The organism is Novosphingobium sp. Gsoil 351 (assembly GCF_009707465.1).
Classification (GTDB): Bacteria; Pseudomonadota; Alphaproteobacteria; order Sphingomonadales; family Sphingomonadaceae; genus Novosphingobium.
The window spans coordinates 2,909,180-2,923,068 of the sequence record NZ_CP046120.1 but is presented as its reverse complement, the minus strand read 5'-3'; the positions used below and the strand labels follow the sequence as shown (position 1 = coordinate 2,923,068).

15 protein-coding genes and 3 pseudogenes are annotated in these 13,889 nt (G+C 63.0%); 3 read left to right on the top strand and 15 right to left on the bottom strand.

Annotated elements, in window-relative coordinates; translation table 11 throughout:
- Nucleotides 1-10 precede the first annotated feature (10 nt).
- Nucleotides 11-220, top strand: a complete 210-nt coding sequence (locus tag GKE62_RS14090; RefSeq protein ID WP_154692793.1) for a hypothetical protein — start codon at nt 11-13, stop codon at nt 218-220.
- A gap of 66 nt (nt 221-286) precedes the next feature.
- On the top strand, nt 287-481 hold the full coding sequence (locus GKE62_RS14085) for a hypothetical protein (protein WP_154692792.1): 195 nt from the start codon (nt 287-289) through the stop codon (nt 479-481).
- A gap of 209 nt (nt 482-690) precedes the next feature.
- On the opposite strand, the pseudogene GKE62_RS19800 reads toward GKE62_RS14085, so the two are convergent.
- The 9 genes and pseudogenes from GKE62_RS19800 to GKE62_RS14045 form a co-directional block, all read right to left on the bottom strand.
- A pseudogene (locus tag GKE62_RS19800) lies at nt 691-861 on the bottom strand (tyrosine-type recombinase/integrase); the annotation flags it as partial.
- Nucleotides 862-901: 40 nt separating this feature from the next.
- Nucleotides 902-1,096, bottom strand: a pseudogene (locus GKE62_RS19795) (integrase); the annotation flags it as partial.
- Nucleotides 1,097-1,246: 150 nt separating this feature from the next.
- A complete protein-coding gene (locus tag GKE62_RS14075) occupies nt 1,247-1,531 on the bottom strand; it encodes a DUF1971 domain-containing protein (RefSeq protein ID WP_154692791.1) in 285 nt (94 codons plus the stop codon).
- Between the two features lie 5 nt (nt 1,532-1,536).
- Complete coding sequence (locus GKE62_RS14070) at nt 1,537-2,247, bottom strand: alternative oxidase (RefSeq protein WP_230207084.1); 711 nt, start codon at nt 2,245-2,247, stop codon at nt 1,537-1,539.
- Nucleotides 2,248-2,251: 4 nt separating this feature from the next.
- Nucleotides 2,252-2,695 (bottom strand): group III truncated hemoglobin, encoded by a 444-nt coding sequence (locus GKE62_RS14065; protein ID WP_230206710.1) that lies wholly within the window; start codon nt 2,693-2,695, stop codon nt 2,252-2,254.
- Nucleotides 2,696-3,010: 315 nt separating this feature from the next.
- Nucleotides 3,011-3,574: an AI-2E family transporter gene (locus GKE62_RS14060; protein ID WP_154692789.1), complete on the bottom strand. Its 564-nt coding sequence runs from the start codon at nt 3,572-3,574 to the stop codon at nt 3,011-3,013.
- Nucleotides 3,540-4,178: pseudogene (locus GKE62_RS19790) on the bottom strand (AI-2E family transporter); the annotation flags it as partial. The gene GKE62_RS14060 and the pseudogene GKE62_RS19790, both read right to left, overlap by 35 nt.
- A gap of 25 nt (nt 4,179-4,203) precedes the next feature.
- Nucleotides 4,204-5,277, bottom strand: coding sequence for an NAD(P)-dependent alcohol dehydrogenase (locus tag GKE62_RS14050; protein WP_154692788.1), 1,074 nt, complete (start codon nt 5,275-5,277; stop codon nt 4,204-4,206).
- A 114-nt stretch (nt 5,278-5,391) separates the two neighbouring features.
- On the bottom strand, nt 5,392-6,708 hold the full coding sequence (locus tag GKE62_RS14045) for an acetyl-CoA hydrolase/transferase family protein (RefSeq protein WP_305080861.1): 1,317 nt from the start codon (nt 6,706-6,708) through the stop codon (nt 5,392-5,394).
- A gap of 302 nt (nt 6,709-7,010) precedes the next feature.
- On the opposite strand from GKE62_RS14045, the gene GKE62_RS14040 reads away from it, so the two are divergent.
- The gene (locus GKE62_RS14040; protein WP_154692787.1) at nt 7,011-7,349 is read left to right on the top strand and encodes a hypothetical protein; all 339 of its coding nucleotides are present in this window, start codon (nt 7,011-7,013) and stop codon (nt 7,347-7,349) included.
- Between the two features lie 475 nt (nt 7,350-7,824).
- Here the strand turns inward: GKE62_RS14040 and GKE62_RS14035 are convergent, their stop codons facing one another.
- The 6 genes from GKE62_RS14035 to GKE62_RS14010 form a co-directional block, all read right to left on the bottom strand.
- A complete protein-coding gene (locus tag GKE62_RS14035) occupies nt 7,825-8,061 on the bottom strand; it encodes a hypothetical protein (protein WP_154692786.1) in 237 nt (78 codons plus the stop codon).
- A gap of 233 nt (nt 8,062-8,294) precedes the next feature.
- Nucleotides 8,295-9,563, bottom strand: coding sequence for an adenylate/guanylate cyclase domain-containing protein (locus GKE62_RS14030; RefSeq protein ID WP_195908405.1), 1,269 nt, complete (start codon nt 9,561-9,563; stop codon nt 8,295-8,297).
- 589 nt (nt 9,564-10,152) lie between these two features.
- Entirely contained in the window at nt 10,153-10,443 is a 291-nt protein-coding gene (locus GKE62_RS14025) for a hypothetical protein (protein ID WP_154692784.1), read from the bottom strand.
- 199 nt (nt 10,444-10,642) lie between these two features.
- A complete protein-coding gene (locus GKE62_RS14020) occupies nt 10,643-11,587 on the bottom strand; it encodes an SDR family NAD(P)-dependent oxidoreductase (protein WP_154692783.1) in 945 nt (314 codons plus the stop codon).
- A gap of 28 nt (nt 11,588-11,615) precedes the next feature.
- Nucleotides 11,616-13,028 carry an aldehyde dehydrogenase family protein gene (locus GKE62_RS14015; protein ID WP_154692782.1) on the bottom strand — a complete coding sequence of 471 codons (1,413 nt, stop codon included), beginning with the start codon at nt 13,026-13,028 and terminating at the stop codon, nt 11,616-11,618.
- The gene (locus GKE62_RS14010; RefSeq protein ID WP_154692781.1) at nt 13,025-13,888 is read right to left on the bottom strand and encodes an alpha/beta fold hydrolase; all 864 of its coding nucleotides are present in this window, start codon (nt 13,886-13,888) and stop codon (nt 13,025-13,027) included. Before GKE62_RS14010 ends, GKE62_RS14015 begins: the two co-directional genes overlap by 4 nt.
- Nucleotide 13,889: the final 1 nt, after the last annotated feature.

Genomic DNA, 13,889 nt, shown 5'->3' with positions numbered 1-13,889 from the left:
AGTGGGTCCGATGCCGATTTGGCACGATGAGTATCGAGACTATCGCATCTCATACCAAGGGGACCGGCGCGCGATCATTGCTCCGCCCAATAGCGAGGTCCCATTGGCGGTTACGATCGATGCAGAGCCGGGTGAGGGTCGCGTCGAGCTACGAGCCAAGGCCCACATGGCGATCGACGCGGACAAAACCGCGCATGCCCGAGAGACTGCCGCAGGCTGAGCGATTTCCAGCTACCACTAAGGGCAGATGAGACGTATTGTCGGGCGGACAGAATGGGAGGCGATTATGATCGCTCGTAAGCCGTTCACCTCACTCGCATCAGTAATTTTCGCGGCAATCGCGCTAGTCCACCTCTATCGCGTAGTGAAGCCGTTTCCCGTCACGTTCGGCGACCACACGGTGAGCCAGGGTGTTAGCTGGGTCGCGGTGCTGGTTGCCGGTGGACTGGCCGCGCTCCTGTGGCTTGAAGGTCGTCGCTAAGGGCCAGATTGGTCGACGGCGACGAGAGGGTCTTTTCCCCTCTAGTAGTGCTACCCGCAATCAGTTGATTGCGGCCAACAGATCGCACTGAAACGCGCAGACCAATGCGGTATGCCAGACGCCCAGGACGTCGCAAAACCACCCCACAACGGACGAGATCTGGTTGCGAAATGCAGGGCGCGTCCGCAAGAGCGACGCGCCCCAAGAGTTCAGATTTCGGTGTGTTCCGACAGGATCAGCGCGTCTTCGACGTCGACGCCAAGATAGCGAACCGTCGTCTCGATCTTAGTATGGCCGAGCAGAATTTGCACCGCGCGCAGATTGCCGGTCCGCTTGTAGACCAGAGCTGCCTTGGCGCGTCGGAGTGAGTGCGTGCCGTGGTCACGTTGCGGAAGACCGATTGCAGAAGTCCATTCGTTCACAGCCTCGAAGCTTGCTGTTGATGGCGAGATCGAACAGCGCCCGGTCACGAACCCTGCCTTCGTGCTCGAGGAAGAAGCGGATTGCCCAAACTTCCTTCGGCTTGAGCGGCTTCTTTGCTCCAACCATGCGACCATCGTTCCACGGCCGGCGAGCAGCAAACTTCGGCTCATACTGGGTATGTGCCATGACCATTCTCCCACGGCCGGGATGGCCGCGGAAAGCGAGGGTCACTTGCCAAGTGAGTCGATGCCAGCTTGGGGAGATGCCGCCCAGCTGCAGTAGTGGCCGGCACTAAAATCCAGACCCTCCTCTACTGTCAAGTTGCCTGGCGAGGGTATCTCATCAAAGTTCCGGTGGCTGATTGTAAAACTCAACCTGCATCCGCATCGATCCAATCGGCTCCACCAAATGCGGTTGGTCTGGCAGCAGCAATCCAGGCGAACCTGGCGAAAGCATGAGCTCCTGTGGCGGTTCAATGACCGATAGCTTCAGTTGCCCCTCGAATATGCGAACCACTCCCCAGACACCCGGTTTGGTGCGATGCTCACGCCGCAGCGCCGCAGGCAACGTCACCTCGTCGAATATGGGCGTCGTGCGGTAGGGCTCGGGCGAGGGGCTCAGCTTCATATCAATCATCCAAGCCGTATCTCGGTCGCGTGCGCGGGATAGGGAGCCGCAAGCGATCGATCGACTGTCTTACCGGCCAGCTGGCTCGCAAAGCCGTGATTGATGTCGCGGTGATGCGCTTCGTCTGCGCGCACGAGGAGCACGACATCGCGAAGAGTGGCATCGTCGCGCATCTTCCAATAGTGCTTGGCGATCGCCGGAGCGGGGACGTTGGCCGATCGGCCCTCGTCAATCTCCTTTAAATACAGCGTGTAACTGACCACCGCCTCTTCCTCGAAATAGCCCACGACCCGATGCGCGGTCCGCGAGGAGATCAGATACAGCAAGGTAAAGCCAGCGAGAAACACGCCCTGCACAAGCAGGATGACCAAGCGCTCGAACAGCGTTGGCTTGGCAATCTCGATGAAGGTCATGAGATGCATTCGCTCGTTCTCGGCCTCCTCCATCAAGGTCCGGATCCAGCCTTTGTCGTCGCGCATCCGCCGCAGACATCCAAGATGCGTGACCATGGCTCCCACCATACCTGGCACCGCAGCAACCGTTTCGAGAACGATGGCGCGATGGCCGTAGCGCTTGGCAAAAAAGGTATCGGCGGTGACCCGGAGCAGCTTGGTAAAGCCCAGCGCGAAGCGATCTGAGAACCCCGACGGCGGATGGTGAACGTCGGGTTCGCCGAAACGCTCTTCGTGGAGGGCAAGTTCGTCAGGAGCGAGGATCGAATTAGTCACTATGCTGTCCAGTCTGACTACTGTCGCGCATCGAGATGGGCATCCCGGTCGCTGGGGGTAGGCGAAAATACAAGGCGAGCTTGAGGCTTTCGGCGATCCGCCCGGCCTTCGTCTGCAACGCCTGCGCGGCGGCTGGCGGCAGAATTTGGTCGGTGACTTCGGCCCAGATATCGAGCCAGCGGTCGAACATTGCTGGCGTAATGGTTGCCAGGTGTTTCGCGTGGGCAGCGACTGGGTTGCCTTTGTAGCGGCCACTGGTCAGCATCACCGACGACCAGAACGCCATCAGTTTCTCGAGATGGGTATCCCAATCGTCGATTGCGCCATCAAAGACCGGACCGATCAGCGCATCGCGACGAACTTGCTCGTAGAAGCGCGGGACCAGCGCTGCCAAGTCCGTTTCGTGGATCTCGGTTTGCTCGCCCGCGTCTTCCAACTTTGGACGTCGCCCCAGGCCGGCAGGGGCCGTCTGCACTTCGATTCGAGCCCTATCCAGCGGACTGCGCGGCCGCTCGGAGCTCGGCGTGTGCGGAGACCGGATAGCCCGACCGCTCCCGGGCATTGTATGAGGCAGCTTCGGCATGGGGAACACCTGATTTCGCTGCAAGCGGGAGCACGACCAAGGCTCTCTGTCACAGGATGCTTGCGAAAAGTGCAGGTGATGACAACTGCTTAGCAGGTCTGGCTTGCGATAGTAAGGTGAATTCTGGAGTCGTGGCCGGCGCCATTGGGTTGGGCAGACCCACCGGTTTCAGTTCACGCGGTCGGGCGGTAACAACGGTTCCGCGGCGCCTGGAGCCATGGCTTCCTGCCAGACCAGAATGAGGATCGCCATCACCACCGGGCCCAGGAAAAGGCCGACAAGCCCAAGTGTTTCAAGCCCCCCGAAGGTCCCCACGAACGCGAGAAGGAATGGCAGCCGAACCGAGTTTCCGATAAGTGCCGGCTGGACGAAGTTGTCCCCAATCAGCATGATTCCTACGGCCGCGGCGAACAGGATGGCCCCGGCGGCTACGGCGCCTTGCAACAGCAAAACGACGGTTGCGACGGTGAAGATGGCCCACGCGCCGAACGGCAACATGGCAAATCCGACGGTGAGGACCGCGAACAGGAAGGCTCGTGGCACGCCCGCAAGCGCATAGCCAATGCCGATCAAGGTCCCCTCTCCGAGTGCCACTAACACCGTTCCTGCCACCGTCCCCCCTGATCGCGGTGACGAGACGGTCCGTAAATCGTGAGCCAAAGTCTCCCAGGAGCCGCGTCGCGATGGCTCGGGAATGTGAGCCGAGGCGTTCACCGTGGCGGAGCAGGGCATAAAGTGTGAGGAGCGTTACCAACACCAACATCGATGCACGGGCCAGCTGCGCGCCGACCACACCAGTGAAGCTAAACACGGCACTTGCGTTCAGGTTACCCAGAAAGTCTCGAGCGGCTTCGGGTGTGCCGACCTGGTCGAGCCAGAAGTGGGCAAGGTTGCGGCCGACAACAGGAAGGCTGTGAAGCCAGGTGGGAGGAGCGATGCCGGTCTGCTGGGATCGCGCCAACCACGCCAGTGCAGCCTTGCTGTCCCGTGCGGCCTCGATTCCAGCGACGAACAGCGGGATCATCAAGACTACCGCGGTGGCAGCAGTAAAAAGCAGCGGCACCGCCCAGTGCTGTTTCACCCGTGCCGACGCGCGCGAATAAAGCGGCCAGAAGGTGACCGCGAGGACCGCGGCCCAAGCCAATGGGACTAGGAAACTTTGGATGATCCACAGCGCAATCAGCACGATGGCGATGGTGACGTAGCGTCGTCCCGCCAGCCGCACCCGGCCACCTCGCTCTGAAGCTATCTCGCCTGGGCGTTTCTCGTCGTCGGCCGGAATCACGAGAGAGACTCGCACGCGGTCCGCTTTGGTATGGATTTCCGCTTCTCCCATCCGCGCGGCATAACCAATCTCTCAGTCATGGCTTGATTGCCACCTTGAGGACCCCGTCGCGTTGATTGGCGAACAGCTCATATGCGTCCTCGATACGGTCCAGAGAGAAGCTGTGGGTCACCATCGAACTGAGATCGACGCGGTTGGAAGCGATAACCTCCATCAGCCTCCTCATTCGGTCCTTGCCGCCCGGGCAGAGCGAGGTGACGATGCTGTTATCGCCAAGCCCTGCGGAGAACGCATCGGCCGGAATGGTGAGGTCGCCCGAGTAGACGCCCAGGCTCGAAAGCGTCCCGCCGGGGCGTAGAACACGCAACGCGGATGCAAAGGTGGCTTGGGTGCCGAGCGCCTCGATCGCCACATCTACGCCTCGGCCTCCGGTCAGCCGCATGATCTCAGCGACCGGATCGCCCGCCGCGAAATCGATCACGCGATCCGCGCCGAGCTTGCGCGCAGCTTCAAGGCGCGTCGGCACCGTATCGACGCCGATGATTGTCGTCGCGCCCATCAGGCTTGCGCCCGCCACAGCACAAAGTCCGATCGGACCTAAAGCAAACACCGCCACGATATCGCCGATCCTGACCTTGCCCTTTTCGGCCCCGGCAAAGCCGGTCGACATGATGTCGGGGCACATCAGCACCTGCTCGTCAGTCAAGTTGGCGGGTACTGGGCTAAGATTGGCCATGGCGTCGGGAACGAGTACATATTCCGCCTGGCATCCGTCGATGGTATTGCCGAAGCGCCAGCCGCCCGCTGCCTTGAAGCCCGAAGCCGTGCCCGGTCCATCCTGGGAATGACAGCCGCACAGCGAAGCGTAGCTGTGGCCGCTTGGGGTAATAGCGCCGGCGATCACGCGTTGGCCTTCGGCATAGCCGGTTACGCCGGAGCCGAGCTTCTCGATAATCCCGACCGGCTCGTGGCCGATAGTGAGCCCCTTGGCGACCGGATACTCGCCTTTAAGGATATGAACGTCGGTGCCGCAGATCGTGGTCGTGGTGATCTTCATCAACGCGTCGGTCGGACCGACTTCGGGTATCCGCTTATCGTCCAGAACGATCCTGCCTGGCTCCACGAATATGGCTGCTTTCATGAGTGACATGCTGATCTCCGATACGGGTTGCCCAGCGCTCGTGCGGAGGGGAAATTTTGCGCGCGACCTGATTTCCTAGTGAAAGCGGCGCAGTCTGTATGAAGGCTGGATCCGAGCTGGGACTTAGTGGCAGCTCGCTTCCAGCTGTTCGTGAAACTTTGGATGGGCGATTCTGATTAACGCTTGCGCGCGTTCGGAGAGCGACTTGCCCTTCAACTCGACCGCTCCAAATTCGGTCACGATAATGTCGCTGTCGTTTCGGGGCGTCGTAACCGGGCCGTCGAGGGCGGTGACGATGCGCGAAACCGTCCCACCTTTGGCGGTTGAATGACAGGCGATGATCGACTTACCTCGAAGCGAAGCTGCCGCGCCGCGGACAAAATCGAGTTGGCCCCCGGCTCCGCTGTACTGCTTGCCGAGCATGTGCTCGGAGTTGCAGGCTCCGCCGAGGTCCACCTGGAGCGTCGCATTCACCGAGACGACATCGTCGTTCTTGGCGATCAGGCGGGGGTCGTTGACGATCTGCACAGGCAAGCTGTGCATCGAAGGATTGTCATCGAGGAAGTCGTAGAAGCCGCGATCGCCCATGGCGAACGTGAAGACGCTCCGGCCGGCATAGGTCTTTTTGAGGCGATTGGTGACGGCACCGCACTTGATGAGGTTGGCAAGGCCGGGTGTCATCAGCTCGGTATGGATGCCCAGATCGCGGTGGCCGCTGAGCATTGCGCAGACCGCGTTTGGAAGCGAACCAATACCCATTTGCAGACATGCGCCGTCATCGATCATTGCGGCAATCGTTCGCGCGATGGTCTCGTCCTCGGCAGCGGGCCTCTTGAAAGCAACCTCGGGCAAGGGTGTATTGTACTCGACGATGGCATCAACTTCCGAGACGTGGAGCAGCGAGTCGCCGAACACCCGCGGCATGTACCGGTTCACCTCGACGATAAGATGCTGGGCCGAGCGAGCGACAGTGGAACCGTAGTCGTTGCTGGTCCCAAATGTGAAATAGCCGTGGCGGTCCATCGGCGAGACTGTGGTGATAAACGTGTTCGGCTTCACCCGCTCTGAAAGAAGGCGCGAGGACTCGCTGAAGGCCGTCGGCACGAACTCGATGGGAATACTTTCTCGCCCATCAAGCTGCCTGAGCAGATCTCGCTCGACGCTGCTCAAAAACATGCAGTGAGGCCGGACCCGGTCCAAGAGATCCTTGCGCAGGATCGTCTTCGCCGCATGGTCCATTGAATGGAAATACCAGAGCCTTAGGTCCGAAAGCAGGCCGCCTTCCACTCGATCGGCAAGCGCAGTGAGCAGCGCGGGGGGCTCTGCCGTCGCCATGCCCATCGCTAGGCAGGACCCGGACAAGATGGCTTCAACCGCCTGCGTGGGCGTTGTCAGCTTCGAACGATAGATATCCGCTACGTTCAAGGCGTCGTCGCCCACGGTAGGATTGAGCCCGGCGATGTGCCTTGCTGCTGTGAGGTCATGCGCTTTCGCTTTGCTGTCGGATTGAGCCAGTCATGTCCGGCACATGGAAGATATGGTTGGCAGGCAGGGTTGTTCCCCTTCACCTGCAATAAGCCAGAGCGCGCCCGTGCAGATCGGCGGCTGGTCGTCCTCTGAGAGCCCACCGGGCGAATTGATGGCCGCTAGAACCGCTATCCGTGTTATGGCCAATCATCATCCGCCAACCTGCCGGCGTTGACTGAGGGATACGACGAGCCCCCGCACCAAGGGGAACGTTCATGCCGTTGAACCAGCTATTGCACGACGAACAAGTCACCATGATCCGCGCTGCCGGGGCGAAGCCCGGACGCGAGGTGGATGGCTATAGCAACCCATTTGCGCCGCTCGACGACCAAATATCTGGATATGTGTTTCGGAACCGGGGTGTCGCACAGAAGGTCCGCCCATCGACTCCTACGCTGTCCGAGCGGCCCACCATCGCTTTGGAACTCCTGCCGTCCCAACTTGCCGGTATCGATCACTGGGCGAGCGTCTGGGGTGTTCTTCGCGCCGAGGCAGTTCAGCGCCTGATTGGTCGCGGCCTCGGGGAAACCTCGCATCTCATGCGGTCCAGCTAAACGTTTGAAGGAAGGCGGCGCCCCGTTTGCCGCACGCCAATTCAGACCACCATGTTTCGAAGGCCCAAGATGCTTGCCTCTAAGCTAGCCGTTTCCCTGGGGCTCACCGCAGCGTTGGCAATGGGCACTGCCGTGTCCGCCGGCCCCTCACCTTCATCGCAAATCAGCCAGGGGCGCGCGCTTGCTGTGCGAAAATGCTCCCGCTGTCACGCCATAGCCCTGACCGATGTTAGTCCTAACCCCCGGGCTCCTGCGTTTCGCAATCTCTATAAGCGCTATCGCTCGCTCATCAGGGGTCGGACTTTGTCGGCGGTTCAAGCGCGGGCCGAGTCGTCTGGCGGCATAAATTGGTCGATTGGCGTCGCCCGAACCGTGCAGACGACTCGGGGCTTGGAAATCACTGCGTTTCCAGAGCCTTGACCCCGCTCCACTCCGCCTTTTTTAGCTTCTGGACGACTCGACCACGCAGACGCTGTCAGTTCAACAGGTCCCCCGGGTCGATCTCGATCTGGTCGTTCAATCGTCCTGGCTGGCAAAATCCGCCGCTGACGGCGCTGACCCCAAAATCATCGAACGGGGCCCATGGGTCGAGCTCGACTTGCTTGCCGACCGCGGCTTGCTGGTACTTTCGTGCGATCTCCTCGCTCCCGAACGGTCCTGCAATAAAGTCCAGCCATGCCCCTCGAACGAGGTCGACGTAAAACGCGCGCATGGCGCTCCTTTCTGCTTTGGCAACGTGGGCAGCGCCAGCACCCGACCGGCGGCCACCAGCACGCGAGCGCCTGCGGCGACCTATTGATCAGCGATGTCGGGATCTGCGGTCATGTCGATGCGACACTATCCACTCACACCAATGACTATGGTCGCGGTGTGGCGGAATTCAAGTGATTCCTGCACCAATCTTCGCGTCAGTTTTTGCCGGCGTTCGCCGCCTGTGCCGAGGGCTCATGCAGGTGTGAACAGCTCGACAGGCTGGGCGATGCCCTTAAGCGCAAAGCTGCCCACTGAAGTCATTTCGAGGCCTGATTGCCGGCCGATTTCGCGAGTGCATAGGACGGTCCGGCCAGCGTCCTTGGTCAGCCCCTCGATCCGCGACGCAAGATTTACCGTCGGGCCGATCGCCGTGAAATCGAGCCGCTCGCGCGCACCGATATTGCCATAGGAGAAGGTTCCGCTCGCCAGACCCACCCCGTGGCGGAGAAGCGGCTGACCGGCATCGCTTCGGCGGGCATTGATCCGTTTCAACATCTGCGTACCATTGCGCGCAGCTTCGAGGGCAGCCCGGCAGGCGCTACCTGGGTCGGGGTAGGCTCGATAGGGAAACACCGCCAGAACCGCGTCGCCGATGTATTTCAGGACCTCGCCGCCTTGGGCATAGATGGCGGGGACAACCGCGTCGAAGTAGTCGTTGAGCGAGGTCACCAGACCCGCTTCATTAAGCGTTTCGCCAATGGTGGTGAACCCGCGCAGGTCCGAAAACCATACGACCGCCTCGTCGGAAACGATGGCACCGCGTGAGATCATCCCGTCGCAGACCCGCCTTCCCGGATCGACGCCGACATAGCATCGCGCCAGTGTCTCCTTGGCGATGTTCTCCATCACAGTGTCGAGGCGAAGCGTGACGAGGTCGAGGCTCCAGCGCAGGTCGGCGAGCCTTGCCGGGTCTAGCCCGCCGGCACGCATGGTCGACAGACCGATCTTTTGCAGCAAACCAGCAAAGCTCGTCAGACGACGCCCATAGTACGCGCTGCAGCCAGCCATCGCGAGATCGTCGAACAAGGGATAAGGCTGAGGTTCACCCTCAGGCCGGACCAGCTCGTAGAGCTCACCAACCTCCTCCACTTTGGCGAACGGGCTCGCCAGGTACTGGGGGTTGCGCTGCGAGCCGGTGTTGAACAGGATCTCATCGACCATAGCTTCGCCGAGTTGAAACTGGCGGCGCGCGATGATGACGGCGGGATTGATCGCCCCCGGGTCGGCCGAGTGAGGAAACCACACGTGCCGGGTGTTGGTGACTAGAGGATGGACAGCTTCAGTCGCCAGATTGCAGCGATAGATTTCGAAGCCTTCGCGGTTGAGTAGGCTGCACCAGCCGTCGAGGAGGTCCGGGATCGTGCGAGCACGCGCGCCCTCGTGGATCAGCCACGCAACAAATCGCTCGCGAAATGCCAACGAGTCTGGGCTCGCCTGCTCCATCAGCGCAGCTTGCTCCAACTACGTGCGATAGCAATGGGTAGAAGAACAGACCGGCCGCTCAGCGCCGGCAAAATAGCCGCAAACGGGATGGCCGGAAGTTCGCGAAAGCAGACGCCCGTCAGCCTGGGCAGTCCGGCTACGCCAACCCCACCCGCCGAAACTGGCGAGCCCGGACGCGAGCCCCAGCGAAGCGCCTGCACTGCCAACACGGACGCCGTGCTCCCGCGCCAATATGGCCGGCAGCCAAGCAAGGCCAGCCTGGACCAGCGAACCCGTGGTTGCGATTCCCAACCCCGCTAGCGGGAGCAGAGACCAGCCGCCCCGGATGAAGACGATGTTGCGGGGGTTGTGACGATCGACCAGCACGCCCAGCGGCATTGCTGCCAGAGCATACAAGCCGCGAACGCTGTCCCTGTACCGATCTGGGTGTCGCTGAGCGGCAGGTCCCCGCGCAGCGGCTCGACGACCAGGACGACGATTTGACGGTCTACAAACGCCGGGAGAACGGCGACCAGGAACAAGCCCATGGCCAGCCATACCGATCCGTTGAAGGGAAAGAGGTCGGGCCGACGTTCGCAGCCGGACCGCCCTCGGTGGCCCCCCGCGGCTAGGATCTTCCCGCCCCGGAGCCGGCGCTTTGGGGTTTCAGCAGCGCCAGCGCGAACTCGTACTGGCTGGCAAGCACCTGCTCGGCGAACCGGAAGTAGTCGGTGAGCATCGACTGCGGTTCCGGCAGTCCCTCGGGGGTCTTTCCTGCCGGCGCCGCGCTGGCAACGAACGCTGCGACGCCTTTCTGCCATTCCGCGAGGGCGCTCATGGCCGCTTTGCTTTGGCCTTCGATGGCGTCGACCTGCTGTTGCCGAAGGGTTTCGATGACGTCGTTGTGGGTGTCGCTCATGCCCGCGTTCCTGGCTCGGGGTTGATAGCTGGACGGGAAGGACCAATGCGTGACCGCCGGCGGTTCGAAGCGGTTCCAGTCGCTCGTGCGTCGGCTGAGCCGGTCGGCGATCACCCGAGGAAGTAGACCGATCCGATGTGGCCGTAGACCGTCGGACTCTCCGATTAGAGGAACCCAGCATCGATCCCGCGGAGCTGGATCACGGCTGATCTCCGCGGGCGGCGAAGTCCTCGGAAATTTCCCAGAGCCGAGCTGAGGCGTCACTGTCGACTGCGTGCGGCGCAAAGCCGCGATATGGCTGGTCCTCGCTCCACGGCGCGGCAATGGCGCAGTCTTCCAGGTAGAGACCTCCCACTCTGTCGAGTTCGGGCGCGGTGGCCGCCCAGACCGACGTCGCGGCGCCCTGTTCGGGGGTCTTGAACATCGGGTGGGGTGTGTCATTCTCGTCGATGAATTGCATCGCGATCATCTCCTTGCGGCTCATCTCACGCTGGAGATTGGTCATGATGCCGCCCGGCATCACCGCGTTGGCGGTGACCCCGCGGCCGCCCCAGCGGCGGGTCAGCTCGACCGCGAACAGGACGTTGGCGGTTTTCGACTGAGCGTAGGCCTGCCATTTCTCGTAAGGGCGGTGGCGGTAGTGGATGTCTTCGAAGACAACCGGCGACTGCACGTGGCCGATGGAGCTCAGCGAGACCACGCGGGCCGGCGCAGCGCGCTCGAGCGCGCCCGCGAGCTCGCGCGCGAGCAGGAAGTGGCCGAAGTGATTGATGCCGATCTGGGTTTCGAGGCCATCCTCGGTCCACCCGAGAGGGGTCACCATGACCCCGGCGTTGTTGATTAGGATCGCGAGCGGTTCGCTCGCATGAGCGGCAGCGAAGGCGCGGATTGAAGCCGAGCGGGACAAGTCGAGGATACCGACCTCCACCCGCGCATCCGGCCGCTGCTCGCGGATGGCCGCGGCCACGCGCTCCCCGGCGGCGCGGTCGCGCACCGCCAGGACAATGTGGGCTCCGGCGAGTGCCAGCGCCTTCGCGGTCTCGATGCCAAGGCCTGAGCCGGCACCGGTGACGATCGCCTTCTTGCCAGAGAGATCGTGCCCGGCGACGACTTGGGCGGCGGTGCTCGAATCGTCGAAGGTCATGGAATGTTCCCTCAGATTGGCTCGCGGGTCAAAGGAGCAGCGCCTTGGTCTCGAGGAACTCCTCGAGCCCGAAGCGGCCGTTCTCCCGGCCGATGCCGGATTGCTTATACCCGCCGAACGGCGCCGCGATGTTGAAAGCGCCGCCGTTGATCGCGACCTGCCCTGTGCGAATGCGGCGGGCGACGCGTTCCGCCCTCTCCGGATCGCCGCTCCACACCCCGCCCGACAATCCGTAGACACTGTCGTTGGCGATGCGCACCGCATCGTCCTCGTCGCGGTAGGTCAGGATCGCAAGCACCGGGCCGAACACCTCCTCCTGCGCAAGGCGAGAGGCTGGGTCGACCCGGCCGAAGATAACCGGCGGCACCGAACATCCCATTTGCCCGCTGTCGTCGTTGTCGCCGCGGATCACGTCCGCGCCGCTGGCCAGGCCTTCCTCGATGTAGCGTCGCACCCGCTCCTGCTGGCGCCGCGATACCAGCGGGCCGAGGCGGGTGGTCTCTTCGCGCGGATCGCCGACTGTCCAGCGCTGGATGGCGGCCGCGGCGATCGCCTTGACCTCGTCGTAGCGGTGCTCAGGAACGAGGAGGCGTGTCTGGGCGGCGCAAGTCTGGCCCGAGTTCAGGAAGGCGGCGCCAAGGCTGACTTTGATCGCCTTGTCGAGATCAGCATCGTCGAGGACGATCGTCGCCGACTTGCCGCCCAGCTCAAGTGCGGCCCGCTTGACCGACTCCGCCGCGAGCGCGGCGACGCGCTTGCCGGCGGCGGTGGAGCCGGTGAAACTTACCATGTCTACCTGCGGGTGCCGGACGATCGCTTCACCGGTGGTCGGGCCATCGCCGCTCACAAGGTTGAAGACGCCCGCAGGAAGCCCGCACGCATCGATCACCTCCGCCAGCAGCAGGCCGCTCAGCGGCGTCACTTCGCTGGGCTTCACCACGACCGTGCAGCCGGCGGCGAGCGCCGGGGCGATCTTGGCGGCGATCTGGTGGAGCGGATAGTTCCACGGCGCGATGCAGCCGACGACGCCTACCGGCTCGCGCACCACCTTGGCATTGCCGACCGTTTCCTCGAACGCGTAACCTTCGAGCGCGTCGGCGGTGGTCGTGAGGATGGCGATCGGCATGCCGAGCTGGATGTCGCGGCACTGCTTGATCGGCATGCCGAGCTCGGCGCGGATGACCTTGGCGATCTCATCGCGACGCGATTTCAACCCGGCGGCAATGGCGCGTAGCGCAGCGGCGCGCTCGGCCACCGGCGTCTCCTGCCAGACCGGAAGAGCCCGGGCCGCGGCCTGGACCGCCCCATCGATCTCGGCCTCAGTCGCTTGCGGTACTTTGCCGATGATCTCTTCGGTGAACGGATCGACGACCTCGATCCCGACCGCTCGCTCGGCCCGGCGCCATTCTCCGTCGATGTAGTGCGCCTCGCGAACGATCATGCCTGTGCCTTTTGCGGTGGGGTGGGCTGTCGGTCGGGTTCGACCGCAGCGAAGAAGTCGAGCAGCATTTCGGAGAGGCGGTCGGGCGCCTCCAGCGCGGTCATGTGGCCGACACCGGCGAAATCGGCGAAGCGGGCGCCCGGGGTCTCCCGGACGACCAGGGCCTCAGGTTCGCGCATCAGATCGTCGTGTTCGGCACTGACGACGAGCACCGGGCAGGCAATCGATCGCAGGCCTTTGACCCGCGGGTCGGGATCGGTGTAGAACTGCTCGACGAAGCGGCTGAGCCGGCGCGGATCGTTAGCGGTGAACACCGTTTCGATCCGGCTCCACAGCGCCTCGCGCTCAGGGTGGCGGTCGAGTTGGTGCAGGAACGGCCACGGCTTGAGGCGGATGCGGGGAAGGATCTCGTCCCAAGCGCGCATAGCGTAGAACCGCGCCATGTTGGCGAAGAAGTCGCCCGCGCCCTCGTCGCCGGGGGGGATCATCGCCGTCGCAGAGGCCGCGCTGGTGACCGCGAGAGACGCGAGCCGCGGGGGCCGCTGCATCGCGTAGCGCAACGCCGCGACGCTGCCGGTGGCATGGCCGAGCAAGTGAAAGCGAGAGAGATTCAGGTGATCGGCGAGCCGGTCGATGTCTGCCGCGACCGCGACCACGTCGAAGCCGTCCACGATCGTGCTGCGGCCATGGCCTCGCATGTCCATGGGCACGAAGCGGAACCGCTCCGCCAGCGCCTGGCCGACGCCGCCCGCTAGCCAGTATTCCGCGGTCTCCGAAAACCCGTGGATCGCGAGGATGGGCGTGCCCTCCCCCATGTCCTCATAGTAAAGGGCGCCGCCTTCAACGGTTGCGAATGGCATG